This window comes from Sediminibacterium sp. FW305-C-61 (assembly GCF_058231065.1).
On sequence record NZ_JBIQXR010000002.1, the window covers coordinates 796,202 to 813,813 of the forward strand.

The window sequence follows — 17,612 nt, forward strand, 5'->3', positions numbered from 1 at the left end:
TTTAGTATAATCAGTTGAAAAACAACAACTTACTTACTCTGTTCGATGTTTCTCTGTTCCTTATTCCTCTGTTTTTACAGCCTTTTTCTTGCCCGTTTTAGGGGTAAAAATGGCGAACATGCGTTTTCCTTCGAGCTTAGGCATACTCTCTAATGAGCCTGCTTCTGCTAATCGTTCAGCGAATTTGAGTAGTAAGAGCTGACCACGGTCCTGGAACATGATGGCACGTCCTTTGAATTGTACGTAGGCTTTTACTTTATTTCCTTCTTTCAGGAACTTTTCGGCGTGTTTTGCTTTGAAATCGAAATCATGGTCATCGGTACCTGGCGTAAAGCGGATTTCTTTGATCTCGCTCTGCTTGGAATTGGCCTTCATTTCCTTTTCTTTCTTCTTCTTCTCGTAAAGGAATTTTTTATAATCAATTACTTTACATACCGGAGGGTCGGCCGTTGGAGAAATTTCCACGAGATCCAGTTCCTGCTCCTGGGCAATTTTCAATGCTTCCTGAGTAGAGTATACACCTACTGTTACATTGTCGCCAACCAAACGCACTTGTGGTACCCGGATTCTTTCGTTGATACGATGTTCAGGCTCCGGTTGCCTGTTAAACCTGGGATTGAATCTTCCGCCCCCTCTTGGTGGTAATGCCATTAAAACTTGTTTAGTGAATAATTGTTTTGTTGTTAAAGATATAGCTATTTATGTATTCAGATTATTCTCCGCTTTTTCTATGAAGAATTTCTTCCTGAATCATGCTGATAAAATCATTTAGTGGCTGAGCCCCCAAATCACCTTTACCCTGCCTGCGAACCGATAACTGCTGTTCTGCTGCTTCTTTCTCTCCTACTACCAGCATATATGGTACACGACTCAGTTCAGTGTCGCGTATTTTTTTACCTATCTTTTCGCTTCTGTCGTCAATATCAACCCTTACACCTACTGCTTTAAGCTGGTCTTTTACCTGGTTGGCATAATCCATAAACTTATCACTGATTGGTAATATTTTTACCTGCAATGGCGCCAGCCATACCGGGAACTTACCTGCATAATGTTCTAACAGGAATCCGATAAAACGTTCATGTGTACCCAATGGTGCACGGTGAATAATCAATGGCACTTCCGGTTGGTTATGCTGATTAACATAATTCAGTTTGAATTTGTTGCCTGAATTAAAATCTACCTGGTTAGTCGCCAAAGTAAACTCTCTTCCTATCGCACTCCAAATCTGCACATCGATCTTCGGTCCATAGAATGCTGCTTCATCAGGCACTTCCACGAAAGGAATATTTGATTCGATCAACACTTTTCGAACCATTTCCTCTGTTTCTTTCCAGAGTTCAGGTTCATTTACATATTTGGCTCCCAATTTGGTTGGTTCATGCAAACTCAGGCGCATCACATATTTATCGATACCAAATATTTTGAAATACTTGATGTACATCTCATTCACCGCCCTAAATTCAGCCGCAAACTGTTCTTTGCTGCAATAAATATGCGCATCATTCATGTGCAGGCAACGAACGCGCATCAGTCCAAACAACTCCCCACTCTGCTCATACCTGTAACAGGTACCATATTCCGCAATACGGAATGGAAGGTCTTTATAGCTTTTTGGTTCCGCATCAAATATTTTATGGTGATGCGGACAGTTCATGGCTTTCAGGTAATATTTGGTACCATCCAGTTCCATAGGTGGAAACATACTATCAGCATAATAAGGCAGGTGACCACTGGTGAGGTACATGCTCTCTTTAGCGATATGCGGTGTTACCACACGCTTATATCCGGCTGCTTCTTCCGTTTGTTTGGCCAGCTTTTCCAGCTCTTCAATAATAACAGTACCATTAGGTAACCACAATGGCAAACCCGCACCCACATCATCATCCATGGTGAAAATACCCAACTCTTTACCCAGTTTACGGTGGTCGCGCTTTTTAGCTTCTTCCAGCATCAACAGGTACTCATCCAACTCTTTCTGGTTTGGAAATGTTACCCCATATAGACGGGTAAGCATTTTGTTCTTCTCGTCCCCTTTCCAATATGCACCAGCAATATTGGTGAGTTTGATGGCTTTTATAAAACCAGTATGAGGAATATGCGGTCCGCGACAAAGGTCGGTGAACTGACCCTGCGAGTAAAAAGTGATAGACCCGTCTTCCAATCCCTGTAAAAGATCCAGCTTGTACTCGTCCGACTTTTCGGTGAAATAAGCTACTGCTTCAGGCTTGGATATTTCTTTGCGTTGATAAGGATTGTTTTGTTTGGCCAGCTCATTCATTTTCTTTTCAATCGCCACCAGATCTTCTTCAGAAATATGATTACCGCCAAGGTCTATATCATAATAGAAGCCTTTGTCTAAGGCTGGTCCTACCCAAAATTTAACTCCAGGATAAATAGCTTCCACCGCTTCTGCCATCAGGTGGGCAGAAGAATGCCAAAAGGTATTTTTACCATCTGCATCATCCCATGTCAATAATTTCAAAGCACTATCCGTCGTAATTGGACGTGTGGCGTCCCAAACTTGTCCGTTAACACTTGCGGCCAATACTTTCCTGGCCAAACCTTCACTGATTGATTTAGCAATATCGAGTGCACTTACACCCGCTTCATACTGTCTTACTGCCCCATCGGGAAAACTAATGTTGATCATCTGGTACTTGCTGTAATTCTAAGGGATGCAAAAATACGGAAAAGCCTCGGTTTTTTAGCTACAAGCTTCAGGCTGCAAGCCGCAAGCTTTTGAATAACCATACATTTTACGACTATGCTACTTGTTTTCTTGAAGCTTGTAGCCTGCAGCTTGTGGCTTACAGCTCCTATCTCTTATTTAACGCTTCTTTATCAGCATACACTATATTGCGGTTGTAGTTTTGCACGAATGAGACTGAAGTTTACCCTAACCCCTCTCTTACTGGTTGTTGCTTTTGCCGCAGGTGCCCAAAACCTGACCGGTATCTGGCGTGGTTATTTCAGTTCATCCAATGGTCTTTACAGAGAAGATGTACGCCAGGAATTTTATAAATATGAAGTACAGATCGACCAGCAAGCGAACAACGGAGTAAAAGGTGTTACCTACTCTTATAAGAGCACCATATTTTATGGAAAAGCCCGCATGCAGGGTATTTTTACTGTACAAACCAAAAACCTAATCCTAAAAGAAACCGGACTTGAAGAGCTTAAAATTGGGGATAAAAGCGAGCCATGTCTCATGACCTGTTACCTCGAATATTCCAAAATTGGCAAACTTGAAGTATTACAAGGTACATTTAGTTCAGTAAGCGAAAAAAAGAAGACCGATTGCGGAAGCGGAAAAGTTTATCTCGAAAAAGTAACAGAATCGGATTTCGAACTTGAACCTTTTTTATTGAAGAAAAAGCCGGAAACGACGGCGGTTAAGAAAAAAACTATTCCCGTTACCACTCCTGCAAAACAACAACCCAAAAAAGAACTTCCGAAAACCACGCTGAAAGACAACACTGTTAAAGCACCGGTTAAAACCAGTATAAAGCCTCCTGCCAATAACACAACAAAAACACCCGCTAAAACAAATAATACTGTAGCTGCCACAAAGAAAGCACCTGCAAAAACAAATACAAAAACAACGACTAATCCACCAAAAACCAATAACACCAAAGTAGCGGATACAAAAACAAGTACGCCTCCACCCCCGCCTGCAGCTTCCACTTTACAAAAGCAGGAAGCTACGGTTACCATGCGTAAAACAGATACACCAATAGTTAAATGGGAAAAACCACCTGCAAGTTTTCAAGGTCCAATACCCAAAGTACTCCTGGAAAGAGAAAATAACCTGGTTAAAACCATTGTTACAAGTGAGCATAGCCTGGTGGTAGAGATATTCGACAATGGCACTATTGATAACGATACCATTTCACTTTACCATAATAACAAACTGGTCATCAGCAATGGCAGACTCACCTATACACCCCTGCGTTTAAAAATTGATTGTTCAAATGAGCAATCAAGACATGAACTCATTCTGGTAGCAGAAAACCTTGGGGAAATAGCACCAAATACAGCTTTAATGGTAATTACTGCGGGTAAAAAAAGGTATGAGATATTCCTTACTTCCAATGAGAAGAGAAATGCCAAAGTCGTTATAGAATATAAACCCGATTAGCACGGTTTATAAAGACCTGCTATTCCCTTTCTTCATACCATACTTTTATCGTATCAGCCTGTATTCTTTTGGTTAACCACTTTTGTATTTTTTCTTTTTCATCCGGAAGCATTTGTTTACCGGCAACAATAACGGCCATCCAGTTGTTTCTTTCTGTTGAATCAGACACTTGCAGTGCTTTCTCTAATACCAGAGAATTAACCGATTCATTCAATGCCTTTAACTCTTTAAATACCTGACGGCTAGTTTGCTGTTGCACCTGAATACTATCCAATACCACCTGTAGTTGTGTTATACGTTGTTCGCGCTGAAGAAGTGCTTTATTTATACCATCTCTTTCTTTCATATCATCACCTTGCTGCACCGATGCAAAGCCCTGTTTAATCTCTAAATCACAATCAGATAAACCATAAATGGTTAACCTTGACTTCAATGATTCAATCTTTTGTGGCAGAATGGGTAAACCGCCATATACAAGGGTAATTTTTCTTTGTTTCGGGTCGATGTTTTTTTGTAACAGGTAATCGTCTTTTATATCACCCTCTGCCGATATAAACCGGTTTGCATTCTGAACAAATCGACTTTCCGATACCAGTTTATAACCCAGATAAATACTCGGCAATAAGGTAAGCATTACTACCACACCTATAATTCGTTTGGCTTTTACTTCATATCCTTTATCTGCAAAATTTTTATACGGGAATTTGAGAAAGCGCATAATTATTAAAGTGGCCAGGGCTATAAATACCGTGTTTATAAAAAACAGGTAAAAAGCCCCAAAGAAAAAGCGGAACTGCAATGTTGCCAGTCCATACCCGGCCGTACAAAGCGGGGGCATTAATGCGGTTGCAATTGCAACACCTGGTACAACATTTCCTTTTTGTTTACTTGCCAAAGCCAAACTACCTGCAAGCCCACCAAACAAGGCAATCAACACATCATAAATATTGGGAGATGTCCGAGCTAGAATTTCAGAATGCGCATCACTGATAGGTGTTATCAGAAAATAAAAAGTAGAAGTAAGTAAGGCTGTTCCACCCGCAAAAAGGTAATTGAACAAGGCTTTCTTCAGCATTGCCAGGTCATTCACTGCCATACCAAAACCCATCCCCATAATCGGCCCCATTAACGGAGAAATAAGCATTGCACCAATAATCACTGCGGTGGAATTTACATTCAATCCCAATGAGGCAATAAAGATGGCAAAAATCAATACCCATAGATTAGTCGAACGGAACTCAATTCCTTTTTGTATAGCACTACTAACTTGTTCAAAATCCTCACGCTCCACCCCTAACCGAAAATAATTCAACAACTTAACAAGGCTTCTTGAATTCATACGGATACATTTAGCAGGTTAATGAAATGCAATATCAATGATACGGAATTGTTGGGGGTGAATGTTCAATTGTGAATGGTCAATAGGAAACAGGTTATTCACAATTTACCATTGACCATTCACCTCTTAAAATTTCACATTCCACGTAACTGCCGGAATTACCGGAAACAGAGACACTTGTTTGGCTTTTACTTCCAGGGTACCATTACTGGCATCACCTTGCTGGTCGAAATAGAGGAAATAAGGGTTTAGTCTGCTGTAGGCATTGTATAAACTGAAGACCCAGTTGGTGGTATATTTTCTTACTTTTTTAGGCGTAGGTGTATAGGTGAATGAGAGATCCATACGATGGTAGGCTTTCATTCGATAGGCGTTAATACGACTGTACTCCTGCGTAAGTACACCTCCCACAAAATAGAATCGCTCCGGTAATGAAGTGGCATTGCCGGTACCATATACAAATACGGCTGAAGCTTTCCATTTTTTCGATAATTCATAGGTTGTAACCACCGACATATCATGCCTCCGGTCGTAGCGACTCGGGTATTTTAGTCCATCGTTCAGGTCCGGGAACCTGCGCCAGGTCCAGCTTAGCGTATAACCTATCCAACCGGTAAGTCGCCCTTTCACTTTGTTGATGAACAATTCTGCTCCATAACTCCATCCTTTACCAAAAACGAATTCCTCTTCCGGATCTTTTAAAGATGGTGTATATCCTTCGCGATATTCGATCTGGTTATTCATGGTTTTGTAATACAGCTCCAGTGAGGTTTCGAACATACCGTTATTAAAATTCAGGAAATATCCTACTGCATATTGCCATCCGGTTTGTGGTTTAACACGTATGGTGCTTGGTACCCATAGATCTGTAGGCAATGTTGTGCCTGCATTGGTTACCAGGTGTATGTATTGTATGTTGCGTGTAACAGCCGCTTTAAATGAAGACAACTCATTGAATGCATAACGCAGTGTAGCCCTGGGTTCAAGTCCACCATAAGCTTTAACCGTTTGTCCGCTGCGGTAAACGGTACTGTCTAATTTATTCCCATTAGCATCCCTTTCATAAAAAGTATATTTACCCACCTGTTGAAACACGCTGTAACGCAATCCCATGTTTAATTTCAACCGACTATTGATTTCCCAGTCGTCTTGCAGGTAAACCGCATATTCATTGGCGAATTTTTTCGTAGCATTATTAGGCTGAAATACAACGGTATCCTGATTTCCACTCAATACATTGGGTAAAAAAGTATGGAAAATATATTGTGCTCCGAATTTTAGTTTGTGTTCCGGACTTGGATAAAAATCTACATCGGTTTTGAGGTTCAGGTCGCGGATACCGGAAGAAAGATTGATATTGAAATCGTTCTGACGTCCGGTAAGTTGAAATTTATAATCATTATAAACAGCCGTAGTATTCGCAAATAATTTTTTATTGAATACATGATTCCACCTTAAGGTTGCGGTACTATTACCCCATGGAATATCGATAGCAAAAGAGCGTTTACTGTTGTTGAAGTTAAACTGATCGCGACCAAAATAACCACTCAGATAGAGTATATCTTTTTCGGAGAAACGATAATTCATTTTGGCATTCAGGTCATAGAAATAATAGCCTGACCCGTAGAATTCATTGTCTTTTTTGATAAAAGGCTTGGTAAGCATATCGATATAAGTTCGACGTGCCGAAAGCATATAAGATGCTTTATTCTTTTTAAGAGGTCCCTGTATTGAAAAGCGGGAAGCAATAAGGCCAATGCCAGCATCTACCTGTGTTTTATTGATATTACCTTCTTTCATGGCCACATCTACTACAGAAGACAGGCGACCACCATACTGAGCAGGCATCCCCCCTTTTATCAGGGTAACATTTTTAATAGCATCTGCATTAAAAATGGAGAAGAAGCCAAACAGGTGTCCGGTATTATAAACAACAGCATCATCGAGCATGATGAGGTTTTGATCTGACCCTCCTCCTCTCACATAAAATCCGGCATTACCTTCTCCCGCATTACGTACACCGGGTAATAATTGTAATGTTTTCAACAGATCAACTTCTCCCAATAAAGCTGGAAGGGCTTTAGCGGTATTTACACTCAGCTCTATTTTACCCATCTGGGCTGTTTTCACATTATTATCCCTTCTGCGGCCAATAACCACTACATTATTGATGACAGCCGCATTGGGTAACAGAAGAATGTTTTGCTGCTGGTCGTTCTGGAGGTCAATATTGATTTCCTTAGACTGATAACCAATAAAAGAAACGAGTATTTTATAAGTGCCTTTATTGAGGGTAATGGAATAGAATCCGTACTGATTGCTCTGTACACCCCTGCCTTCCCCGGTTACGAGTATATTGGCTCCAATCAACGTTTCTCCGGTTAGTGAATCTTTGAGATAACCATTTAAGGTCACTTTTTCCTGAGCGGAAACAAGGGTAAACAGAAAAATGAAAAAAACTAAAAAGGAAGTACGCATCTTAATTATCCGAGCTCTCATCCATTTAAAATCCCTGCTCCGGATTTTAATCAGGAGCAGGGATAAGATAAAATGTGTTAATTGTTAGAATTTCCTGAAATCAATAGAATCTTTTACCTCACCACAGATCAACATTTTCTTTGGCAGGTAAGGATTCCTGATTTCTGAAGAGTTACTCAACCAGAATGCACCGGCATCATTAAATGCCATTGGACAAAACTGGTGATATACCACGGTGCGATCGTATTGCACAGTACGTACCAGATCGTATAATTGCTCACTTACAGTCTGGAAGGTTTTACGACGCTCTTCTCTATCTGTTTCAGATACCAGCGATTTAAGGTCCGAGCTGATACTAACTGCAAAACTATGCGCCGTTTTAAGGGCAGCAGAATCGTTTTTAAGGTCTTTAAAAGCCACTGCCGCTTCAGCAACATCGCTGATAAGTCCTACAGCTTCGCTGGCAATAAGGGTATCGTTTTCTGCAATAAACTGGTCTTTCAGTCTGAAATAACTGTCCAGCATCTTACCAAATGCCAGGTTAAAACTATCAGAATGGGCACTTGCTGCCAATGTTTTTGGTGTTTCAGCAACATTTTTTTGCTCATCATTGCTTCCACAGGCTGCCAGAAATACAATACCAGCCAATACCAGAACCTTTTTCATAGGATAAAATTTTGCACAAAATTAAAGCAAATTGCAATGGCAGCAGTTTGCAATTACCTTTGCGCTCCTAAATCGTTGTTAAGAAATGTTGATCGGCTTACAGAATGTGACTTTTGAGTTCGGTGCTCGTGTTATTGTGGAAGATGCCACCTGGCATATCCAACCCGGCGACCGTATTGGTTTAATCGGTTATAATGGCACCGGAAAATCGACCCTTTTAAAGGTACTGGTGGGAGAATATACCCCATCAAAAGGAACTGTTGAAAAAGGAAAAGAAACAACCATTGGATACCTGCACCAGGATTTGCTGAGCTTCGATACCAACGACACCATAACCGAAGTTGCTCTTGGCGCTTTTGAAAGGGTGCGTCAACTGGAAAAAGATATTGAGCGTTTGGGTATTGAACTTGAAAAAGATCCCGAAAACAATGACCTGCTCATTCAATACACCGATGCCCTTCATGAGCTTGATGTATTGGACGGATACAATATTCACCACAAGGCAGAAGAAGTATTACATGGACTCGGTTTCAGTAATGAAGACCTCTCCCGCCCCTACAAAGAATTTAGTGGTGGATGGAGAATGCGGGTACTGCTCTGTAAAATGATCTTACAGAAACCTGATGTACTCCTGCTCGATGAGCCTACCAACCACCTCGATCTTCCTTCTATTGAATGGTTGGAAAAATACCTGATCCACTACCAGGGTAGTGTTGTGATTGTGAGCCACGATAAATTTTTCCTGAACAGAATGGTCAACAAAATCGTAGAAGTTTACCAGCAGGAACTACATATTTATTCTGGCGACTATTCCTATTATGAAACTGAAAAAGCCTTGCGCATAGAAATGCAGCAAAAAGCTTTTGAAAACCAACAGGATTATATCCGTCAGCAGGAAAGATTTATTGAACGCTTCAAGGCCAAAGCAAGTAAAGCTGCTCAGGCACAAAGTATTCAGAAGCGACTGGATAAAATTGAAAAAATTGAAGACGTAAAACTGGAAAGACCTGACCTACGCATCAACTTCCAGCTAGATAAAGTGCCGGGGAAAGTATTGGCTGAATTGAAAAATGCGAGTAAAAGTTTTGGAAAGATAAAAATCCTTGAAGCAGCCAATGCAGAAATTGAGCGTGGTGATAAAATTGCACTGATTGGTGCAAACGGAAAGGGTAAATCAACCGTGTTACGCATGGTAGGTGGCACAGAACCATTTGAAGGTGAACGTGTATGGGGACATAATGTAGAAGAAAGCTTCTATGCCCAACATCAGTTGGAAGCGCTTACTTTAACCAATACTATACTCGAAGAATTACAACAATGTGGCAGCAAAAAAACCGACGTAGAACTACGTGCTTTACTCGGAGCTTTCTTATTCAGTGGTGATGATGTAGACAAACGTATTCGCGTATTAAGTGGTGGTGAAAAGGCACGTGTTGCACTGGCAAAAACCATTGTAAGCAAAGCCAACTTCCTCATTCTTGATGAACCTACCAACCACCTTGATATGCATTCGGTAGAGTTATTGGCAGAGGCATTGAATAAATACGAAGGCAGCATTATACTCGTAAGCCACGATCGTTATTTCATTTCAAAAACAGCTAATAAAATCTGGGAGATTGTTGACCACCAGATCAAAGAATTTAAAGGCACTTATCAGGAATGGGTGGAATGGAATGAGCGGATGGAGAAGATGAAGAATAATAGCCCGGAAGTCAGGAAGACCGAAAGTCCGAAAGAGAAGGCGGTTGAGGTTGAGGTTAAAAAAGAAACAGTAACTGCAAATAATACCTCCAACCAGGCTATTGATAGGGAGAAGCAGAAAGAATTACAGAAGCAAAAACGCAGACTTACCAACCTCGAAGCAGAACTGAATAAATGCAAGGAAGAAAAAGCCAGACAGGAAGCTGCATTGGGCGATCCTTCCAACTATTCAGACCCTAAAAAATTCCAGGAACTGGAAGCGGCTTATAAAAAAACACAGGCCAAGTGGAATGAGTTGAATAAAGAGTATGAGGAAGTGTTTGAAATGGTGATGGAGATGGAGGGGTGAGAGAAATGCAAAAGTCAAAAGTCAAAAGTTAAAAGTTAAAAGAGTTCCATGTTCAATTATTTGAACTGTTTAGGGTTGTGGAGGGTTATGGGGTTTGCCGGGAAAATGTTTTATTCGCCATTTGTAATCTTTTTCCTGTCAATGGAATAGAGTGTATACGACCAGTTTAACCATCGAAACCTGGTTCACCCACCCCCTCTTTATCCACCGATTAAACCGCACTTTTTGCCCAATATTTTAATTTGCACTGGCATTTCTATTTGTTTGGTGTAACTTACTTAGGCCTATTATGGCAACCCAAACCGGCAATATTTTTTGTTGCCCTATCACCAATCACCCAACAATAAGTAACAATGAAAAAGAATTATTTCTACTTCGTTACAATTTTGGCAGGTATCGCTTTAATAGCGGCCACCAAACCATTTATCAAATCGCCTTATGGATTCAGCAAAGGAACACCTGACATTAAATCTGTGAGTGCCTTAACTTTTGGCAAGGATGGTGTACTATTCATTGGCGATTCGAAAAGCGCCACCATTTTTGCAGTCGACACAAAAGATGCAAAAAACAATACTAGTGCAGCTGCGATTGATGTGAATGGCATTGACCAAAAAATTGCGGAAGCCCTTGGTACCGTGAAAGAAAAAATTACCATAACAGATATGGCGGTAAATCCCCTTTCGAAAAAACTTTATATCGGCCTTCAGCATAGTGATGGTACACCGGTGATTGTAAAACTGGAGGGCGAAAAAATAGAAGCGGTTGGTTTAAAAGATGTCAACTTTTCAAGTATTACCCTTAATGACGTAGCGGCTGAAGATGCTAAAGATGCAAGAGGTCGTTCTTTACGCGTGTCGGCTATTTCCGATATGGGCTTTGCAAACGGTAAAGTATTGGTAAGCGGACTCTCGAACAAAGAATTCAGTTCTTCTCTTCGCAGTATTCCTTTTCCTTTTACCAATCAACAGGATATGGCATCATTGGAAATGTACCATGGCGCGCATGGCCGTTTTGAAACCACTTCTCCTATCCGCACGTTTACTACCGGAAAAATCAATGGTAAAGAATATATTATTGCGAGTTATACCTGTACACCGCTCGTTCTTTATCCCCTGGATGAATTAAAATCGGGCCAGCATGTTAAAGGAAGAACCGTTGCAGAAATGGGCAGTGGTAATACTCCTATTGACATGACAACCATAACCAAAGGTGGCGAAACTTATTTGATCATGGGTAATACCGCCCGTTCTGTATCGGAAGTAAATTATAAAGCCATTGCAGCATTTGAAGGAACGATCACAGAAAGAATTGCTACAACTGCAGGAACAGCATTTGTATTATTACCCAATTTAACCAAAGTACAACAGATGGATAAACTGGATAATAATAGTGTAGTCATCATGCAGAAAAAAGACAATGGTTCATTGGATCTTACTACTGTAAAGAATGATGCATTGTAATAATAGTCAACACAACCAAAATAACAGGTTATGCAAATTGCGTAACCTGTTATTTTTTTGCCTAGTTTTTCTATTCTCCTGCAAGGAAAATTCGAAAAGCATTACCATTGTTTGGGAGGCTAATAAAGCAAAGTCAGTGTTCATCCCAAAACATCTTTTAAAGGATGTTTCCGCATCAGACGTTGAAACCAAAGTAAGGGTCAGAAAAGAATATGACACTACTACCCTGCTCGGATATTACCATTTTCAGGAAGGATTAGTTTTTGAACCCCTGATCCCATTTCAACAGGGCGCCAGCTACACCATATCTGTGATGGATAAGCAACTTGAACAATTTCATATACCGATAAATAACAATCATACAGCTCCACAAGTGGTAGCCATATACCCTCAAACAGATACCATTCCTGAAAACACCTTGAAATTATATATTGCGTTTTCTCAGCCAATGCGCGAAGGAGAATCATTGAAACATATCAAACTCGTCAACGATAAAAAAGACACATTACCAGATACTTTTCTCGACCTCCAACCAGAGTTATGGAACGAAGACAGAACTGTTATAACCATTTGGTTCGATCCGGGCAGAATAAAACGGAACCTTCAACCCAATCTTACATTAGGCGCACCATTGCAAGCCAATTCAACCTATCAGTTGGTGATTTCCAAAAACTGGCAAGATGCTGAAGGAACACAAATGAAGCAAGATTTTACCCAATCATTTGTAACCGGTATTCGTGATAGCCTTTCACCGAATCCGCAAAAATGGAAAATAGATGCACCCAAATCGCAATCAAAAGACCCTTTGTATATTCATCTAGACAAGACACTTGATCATTTTTTATTACTAGAATGTCTACAAGTTACTGATCAGCAAGGAAAGATCATAAAAGGGAGGTTCGGTGTTAGTGAACAAGGCAAATCCTGTTATTTTATCCCGGAACAAAATTGGATTGCTAACAAGTATACGCTGCTCATCTTATCAAAACTGGAAGACCTGGCAGGAAACAATCTCAATAAAGTTTTTGACCGCGACATCACAAAAACCCAGCAGCCTTCCACACAGGAATATTATACAAGGTATTTTGTGATTGACTAATATCGCAAAAACAGTCTTCCTATTTCAGCATTACAGTTTTACCTGTTTTGGCGGATAATTTGGCTGCTTCTAAAATTTCCATGACAACCATATTGTTTTCGAGTGATGAAAGATCGTAAGGCTCTAATACTATTTCTTTGCTGATAACCATGGCAAGTAATGCAAAAGGATCATTATAAGGAGATGGACGTTCCTTTAACTGGTATGATGATTCTTTAAATCCATCATAGCCTTCTGCCATTCTTAGCCTTAAGTTATTTCTGTTGTCGGCATAAATCACCCCGGTAGTGCCATATACTTCCATATCCTTTCTACCGATGGGCCAGTTCCAGGATGCTTGTATAGTTGCTTTTGCATTATCATAAGTGAGCAGTATCGTTGATTCATCATCAACCATCGGATTGTTTTCTTTTTGTAACTGTTGGGTTACAGCAGTTACTGAAACAGGTTTTTTACCATTCAATAGCCATGTACTGATATTTGCACCATAACAGCCAAAATCAGTAATAGCCCCACCGCCATTTTTGATGGGGTCGGTTAGCCATTCTAAAAATTCTTTGTTCACACCAATTTTTACAGGGCCTCTATGTCCGTCTCTGATAACCAATTGGGTGATTTTACCGATGCTATCCATTTTAACCCAGTCGTTGGTTGTATGGACTGTCGGGTACCAGCTTGTTTCATAATTCGTGAGCAGGTGAATCTTATATTTCTTGGCCAGTGCTTCCATTTCCTTTGCATGTTGCATACTTACAGCGAGCGGTTTTTCCACCATTACATGAATTCCCAATGGAGCACAAGTTTTTACCACTTCAAGGTGTTCATAAATGGTACCAAAAGCAGTAACCGCTTCAGGTTTTGTTTTGGCAATCATTTCTTTCAATGACGAAAAAACCAGGTCCATAGAAAAGCCATGCTGTTTTGCATAACGTTCTGCCAGTTCTTTATTCGTTTCAACAATGCCTACAATGGTAATTTTCTCATCTTTTGGTCTGCCTAAAATCCAGTGTACATGGGTATGTGTTAGGCCTACTACGCCCACCCTGAGTGGAGTTTGCTGACTGTATGTTTGAAAGGTAAAGCCTATCACAAATAGTAAAGCGAAAACAAATCTGCTCATGGCATGCAATATTTATCTTACAAAATAGCAAATTATCAACTGATAGTCAATTGCGCTGTTTAACAACTGTCGATGTACTGCTGAACTCAGTGTACTTATATTAGTTATCTGTCAGGCACGCTTAGGAGAAAGAAGTTTTATTTCACCCGCCTATACGTTAATGTATTTCCCCTTGCCATATATTGAAGCGATAATGTTTTTTCATTCACCCCCATTATATACCAGCATAAATCAGATTTAGCGCAGGTGATATAGGCAAACGCTTCAGGTTCCCCTTCGTTATCCTTATCGGACTCATTTACACATTTGTCAGCTAAAATAAAATCCTCTTCATCCCAATCCGTCATGCCACCAGCTATTTCTTTTCTTTTATGCCCTTCAAAAACAAGATAATTGGATGTATCTTCTTCAAGCTGCCATTTACCTTGAAGAAGTTGCAAGACATCATTATTTACGCTGCCAGACTTTTCTGATTGAATGGTTATTTCGGATGAGGTATCTATACCTGTATTATTTTGGTGCTCATTTGAATGATTACCGGCACAGGAATAAATTAAACTAGAAATGCCAAAGGCAAACAATATTTTGTTCATTAATACTATTGAATGGGAATTTACACAATAGGCTATTTATAATCAGTAAATTATAAAAATAACGGGAACTATTTCAGTCAAAAAAAGTATTTCTGTTTTCCTTCTCCGCAGGGTCTACTTTTTGAAGTGTTCCCCGCAGATGTCTCTCGAAGAGGACTCTGCGGCCAATTACACAGCGGAAAGTTAATAATTAATTTGTACGTTAAGCTTTTCTGTGACCGATTAGTAAGCTTAAAAGTAAATGATACCCTTTGGCTGTGTAACACGCAGAGTCCTCTTTGAGAGACATCTGCGACGAACTTCTTTCGCTATGGATACCCTGCGGAGAATGAATATTTCTTTTACTTGAATATCACTCATTGAATAAATGTAGTTGTATTTCTAATGATTCGGCGATTTGTATATTTCTTTTATTTGCAATAGCATATTCCTGGCTTGCCTCTTCAGCCTTCGCAAAATTTTTGTTCTCAATAATGTATTTTCCCGAAGTTCGTAAAGCGTATTATAGTACTGGAAAACAATATCTTCTTTACCCTTCTTGAATTTAATTAACTCAGGATCATGTTTTACTGCAGCTAAAAAAGAATCTCTATTTTTAAGTAAAGGATAGAATTGGGATGATAAAAACTGGTCTCTTAGTATTCTCAACTGAGGGAAAATATTATTCGTATAAAATTGCTCAACATCTTTGAGACCATAAACAATTGACGCATCATATTCAATCAAAGTATCTGCCAGGTGTTTTTCCCGGATCAGTCTGAAATTTCCTCCATTTTTCAGCTGACTGATAGTTCTATCGTGGTACGAATAAGTATTATTATAGGTAAGTTCATAAGCCAACCTATAAAACATTTCGTAGTTGATATTTGTCTGACCTTTCTCAATTTCGGCTCTCAATGTATCTACCTGATTGAGTATTTTCGTCCAGTCTGCAAGATCGTTATCTCCATCTGCTGTATCACTTGCCAGGTCTTCACTAAGTGAGTGAATATATTTTTCTTCTCGCTGGTGTTCAATATAATGTTCTACCTGCAGTTCGGCTAACGAGCCACAAAACACTGCTAGAAATAACATAAAAAATTCCCAGAAATAAGACTTCCAGTTTCTTTTTCCGTGATTATGATGTGCATGGTGATGAACTTCCATTGTTGTTGAATCTTGCGTGATTATTTGAGATGAGGTTTCCTGAGACGGTGCAATTTCACCTGGTTCTTGAGATTGCCGAATATCCGATGTTTCGTGCCCGGATTTTTTTTCAGTGTTTTCAGACATACGATATTATGGTAAATTAACTTATACTCTTTTGCAGGCCAGATTTTAAATGCGGCCTTGCAAAGGGGTAATTAAATATAAAATAAAAGATTATTCCGGAAATATCTTCTGAAGAAGTAAATAAATTAAATGCTTTTTTTTATTAAGGCATAAAAAAAGTGAGCAGTTATACCACTCACTTTTTTGAATTTCTAATGTTAACTTTTACTTATTCAAAATACTCCTGCTAATCACAATCCTTTGCACTTCACTTGTTCCCTCGTATATCTGTGTAATTTTTGCATCGCGCATGAGCCTTTCTACATGGTATTCTTTTACAAAACCATAACCACCATGCACCTGAACAGCCTCTGTGGCGATCCACATGGCGGCTTCGCTTGCAAATACTTTGGCCATTGAAGAGCTAAGTGTATAGTCTATTTTATTGTCTTTTTCCCAGGCAGCTTTTAAGCAAAGTAAACGTGCAGCTTCAACCTTTGTAGCCATATCGGCTAATTTGAACTGAATTGCCTGATGATGCATAATTTCTTTACCAAAGGCTTTACGCTGTTTGCTGTATGCCAGAGCCAGTTCGTAAGCGCCACTTGCAATTCCTAAAGCCTGTGATGCAATACCAATTCGACCACCGGCCAGTGTTTTCATTGCAAATTTGAAACCGAACCCGTCTTCTCCTATCCTATTTTCTTTGGGCACTTTTACATCGGTTAACAGAATGGTATGTGTATCGCTTCCGCGGATACCCAATTTATTTTCCTTAGCCGCCACTGTTACACCAGGCCAGCTTTTTTCAACAATAAATGCATTGATGCCCTTACTACCTTTCGCAGGATCGGTTTGGGCCATTACCAGGTATACAGATGCTGAAGAACCATTGGTGATCCAGTTTTTTGTTCCATTCAATAAGTAATAATCGCCCATATCTTCCGCAGTGGTGCGCTGACTGGTAGCATCACTTCCAGCCTCGGGCTCACTCAGCAAAAATGCGCCAATGTATAAATCACCATCTTTACGTCCCTGCGCCAATGGTGTGAGGTATTTTTGTTTCTGTTCTTCACTGCCAAAAGCTTCCAGTCCCCAGCAAACAAGGCTGTTGTTTACGCTCATACACACACTCACACTCGCATCAATTTTACTGATTTCTTCCATGGCCAGTACATAACTCACTGTATCCATACCAGCACCGCCATATTTGGGGTCAACCATCATACCCATAAAACCAAGTTCAGCTAATTGCATTATTTGTTCTTTGGGGAATTGTTGTTTCTCATCACGATCAATAACACCGGGTAAACATTCGTTTTGGGCAAAATCACGAGCCGCTTTCTGGATCATTAAATGTTCTTCACTGAGTTGAAATTGCATACTTTTTTAGGTTTTGGCGCTGCAAAAATAAGCTA

The 17,612-nt window shown here is 40.0% G+C and carries 13 protein-coding genes; 4 read left to right on the forward strand and 9 right to left on the reverse strand.

Translation table 11 applies throughout. The annotated features are described in order from the left end of the window. Window positions 1-60: 60 nt before the first annotated feature. Window positions 61-651 (reverse strand): translation initiation factor IF-3, encoded by a 591-nt coding sequence (infC, locus tag ACH30E_RS08725; protein WP_294995377.1) that lies wholly within the window; start codon window positions 649-651, stop codon window positions 61-63. A gap of 61 nt (window positions 652-712) precedes the next feature. Next, window positions 713-2,650: a threonine--tRNA ligase gene (gene thrS, locus ACH30E_RS08730; protein ID WP_294995379.1), complete on the reverse strand. Its 1,938-nt coding sequence runs from the start codon at window positions 2,648-2,650 to the stop codon at window positions 713-715. 228 nt (window positions 2,651-2,878) lie between these two features. Here thrS and ACH30E_RS08735 point away from each other — a divergent pair, with 228 nt between their 5' ends. Then, window positions 2,879-4,138, forward strand: coding sequence for a hypothetical protein (locus ACH30E_RS08735; protein WP_294995381.1), 1,260 nt, complete (start codon window positions 2,879-2,881; stop codon window positions 4,136-4,138). A 19-nt stretch (window positions 4,139-4,157) separates the two neighbouring features. Here the strand turns inward: ACH30E_RS08735 and ACH30E_RS08740 are convergent, their stop codons facing one another. The 3 genes from ACH30E_RS08740 to ACH30E_RS08750 all read right to left on the reverse strand — a co-directional run bounded on the left by ACH30E_RS08740 (window position 4,158) and on the right by ACH30E_RS08750 (window position 8,621). Beyond that, window positions 4,158-5,477 (reverse strand): DUF389 domain-containing protein, encoded by a 1,320-nt coding sequence (locus tag ACH30E_RS08740; protein ID WP_490824480.1) that lies wholly within the window; start codon window positions 5,475-5,477, stop codon window positions 4,158-4,160. A gap of 126 nt (window positions 5,478-5,603) precedes the next feature. After that, window positions 5,604-7,955 (reverse strand): TonB-dependent receptor, encoded by a 2,352-nt coding sequence (locus ACH30E_RS08745; RefSeq protein WP_490824481.1) that lies wholly within the window; start codon window positions 7,953-7,955, stop codon window positions 5,604-5,606. Between the two features lie 84 nt (window positions 7,956-8,039). Further along, window positions 8,040-8,621 carry a DUF3347 domain-containing protein gene (locus ACH30E_RS08750; RefSeq protein ID WP_490824482.1) on the reverse strand — a complete coding sequence of 194 codons (582 nt, stop codon included), beginning with the start codon at window positions 8,619-8,621 and terminating at the stop codon, window positions 8,040-8,042. 85 nt (window positions 8,622-8,706) lie between these two features. Between ACH30E_RS08750 and ACH30E_RS08755 the strand changes: the two genes are divergently transcribed. The 3 genes from ACH30E_RS08755 (at window position 8,707) to ACH30E_RS08765 (ending at window position 13,230) form a co-directional block, all read left to right on the forward strand. Further along, entirely contained in the window at window positions 8,707-10,671 is a 1,965-nt protein-coding gene (locus tag ACH30E_RS08755; RefSeq protein WP_490824483.1) for an ABC-F family ATP-binding cassette domain-containing protein, read from the forward strand. Window positions 10,672-11,024: 353 nt separating this feature from the next. Beyond that, window positions 11,025-12,131 (forward strand): hypothetical protein, encoded by a 1,107-nt coding sequence (locus ACH30E_RS08760; protein ID WP_490824484.1) that lies wholly within the window; start codon window positions 11,025-11,027, stop codon window positions 12,129-12,131. Between the two features lie 136 nt (window positions 12,132-12,267). Beyond that, window positions 12,268-13,230 (forward strand): Ig-like domain-containing domain, encoded by a 963-nt coding sequence (locus tag ACH30E_RS08765; RefSeq protein ID WP_490824485.1) that lies wholly within the window; start codon window positions 12,268-12,270, stop codon window positions 13,228-13,230. Between the two features lie 19 nt (window positions 13,231-13,249). Here ACH30E_RS08765 and ACH30E_RS08770 read toward each other — a convergent pair whose 3' ends face one another. The 4 genes from ACH30E_RS08770 to ACH30E_RS08785 form a co-directional block, all read right to left on the reverse strand. Next, window positions 13,250-14,350, reverse strand: a complete 1,101-nt coding sequence (locus ACH30E_RS08770; protein WP_490824486.1) for a Gfo/Idh/MocA family protein — start codon at window positions 14,348-14,350, stop codon at window positions 13,250-13,252. 137 nt (window positions 14,351-14,487) lie between these two features. Continuing rightward, window positions 14,488-14,943, reverse strand: coding sequence for a hypothetical protein (locus ACH30E_RS08775; protein WP_490824487.1), 456 nt, complete (start codon window positions 14,941-14,943; stop codon window positions 14,488-14,490). A 381-nt stretch (window positions 14,944-15,324) separates the two neighbouring features. Then, window positions 15,325-16,215, reverse strand: coding sequence for a hypothetical protein (locus tag ACH30E_RS08780; protein ID WP_490824488.1), 891 nt, complete (start codon window positions 16,213-16,215; stop codon window positions 15,325-15,327). A 204-nt stretch (window positions 16,216-16,419) separates the two neighbouring features. Then, a complete protein-coding gene (locus ACH30E_RS08785) occupies window positions 16,420-17,577 on the reverse strand; it encodes an acyl-CoA dehydrogenase (protein WP_490824489.1) in 1,158 nt (385 codons plus the stop codon). Between the last annotated feature and the right edge of the window lie 35 nt (window positions 17,578-17,612).

What these genes read in the sequence shown, in the direction of transcription:
- ACH30E_RS08775 (WP_490824487.1), bottom strand. Translation starts at nt 14,943, where the DNA reads ATGAACAAAATATTGTTTGCCTTTGGCATTTCTAGTTTAATTTATTCC.
- ACH30E_RS08760 (WP_490824484.1), top strand. Translation starts at nt 11,025, where the DNA reads ATGAAAAAGAATTATTTCTACTTCGTTACAATTTTGGCAGGTATCGCT.
- infC (WP_294995377.1), bottom strand. Translation starts at nt 651, where the DNA reads ATGGCATTACCACCAAGAGGGGGCGGAAGATTCAATCCCAGGTTTAAC.
- ACH30E_RS08770 (WP_490824486.1), bottom strand. Translation starts at nt 14,350, where the DNA reads ATGAGCAGATTTGTTTTCGCTTTACTATTTGTGATAGGCTTTACCTTT.
- ACH30E_RS08750 (WP_490824482.1), bottom strand. Translation starts at nt 8,621, where the DNA reads ATGAAAAAGGTTCTGGTATTGGCTGGTATTGTATTTCTGGCAGCCTGT.
- ACH30E_RS08735 (WP_294995381.1), top strand. Translation starts at nt 2,879, where the DNA reads ATGAGACTGAAGTTTACCCTAACCCCTCTCTTACTGGTTGTTGCTTTT.
- ACH30E_RS08740 (WP_490824480.1), bottom strand. Translation starts at nt 5,477, where the DNA reads ATGAATTCAAGAAGCCTTGTTAAGTTGTTGAATTATTTTCGGTTAGGG.
- ACH30E_RS08785 (WP_490824489.1), bottom strand. Translation starts at nt 17,577, where the DNA reads ATGCAATTTCAACTCAGTGAAGAACATTTAATGATCCAGAAAGCGGCT.
- thrS (WP_294995379.1), bottom strand. Translation starts at nt 2,650, where the DNA reads ATGATCAACATTAGTTTTCCCGATGGGGCAGTAAGACAGTATGAAGCG.
- ACH30E_RS08780 (WP_490824488.1), bottom strand. Translation starts at nt 16,215, where the DNA reads ATGTCTGAAAACACTGAAAAAAAATCCGGGCACGAAACATCGGATATT.
- ACH30E_RS08755 (WP_490824483.1), top strand. Translation starts at nt 8,707, where the DNA reads ATGTTGATCGGCTTACAGAATGTGACTTTTGAGTTCGGTGCTCGTGTT.
- ACH30E_RS08745 (WP_490824481.1), bottom strand. Translation starts at nt 7,955, where the DNA reads ATGCGTACTTCCTTTTTAGTTTTTTTCATTTTTCTGTTTACCCTTGTT.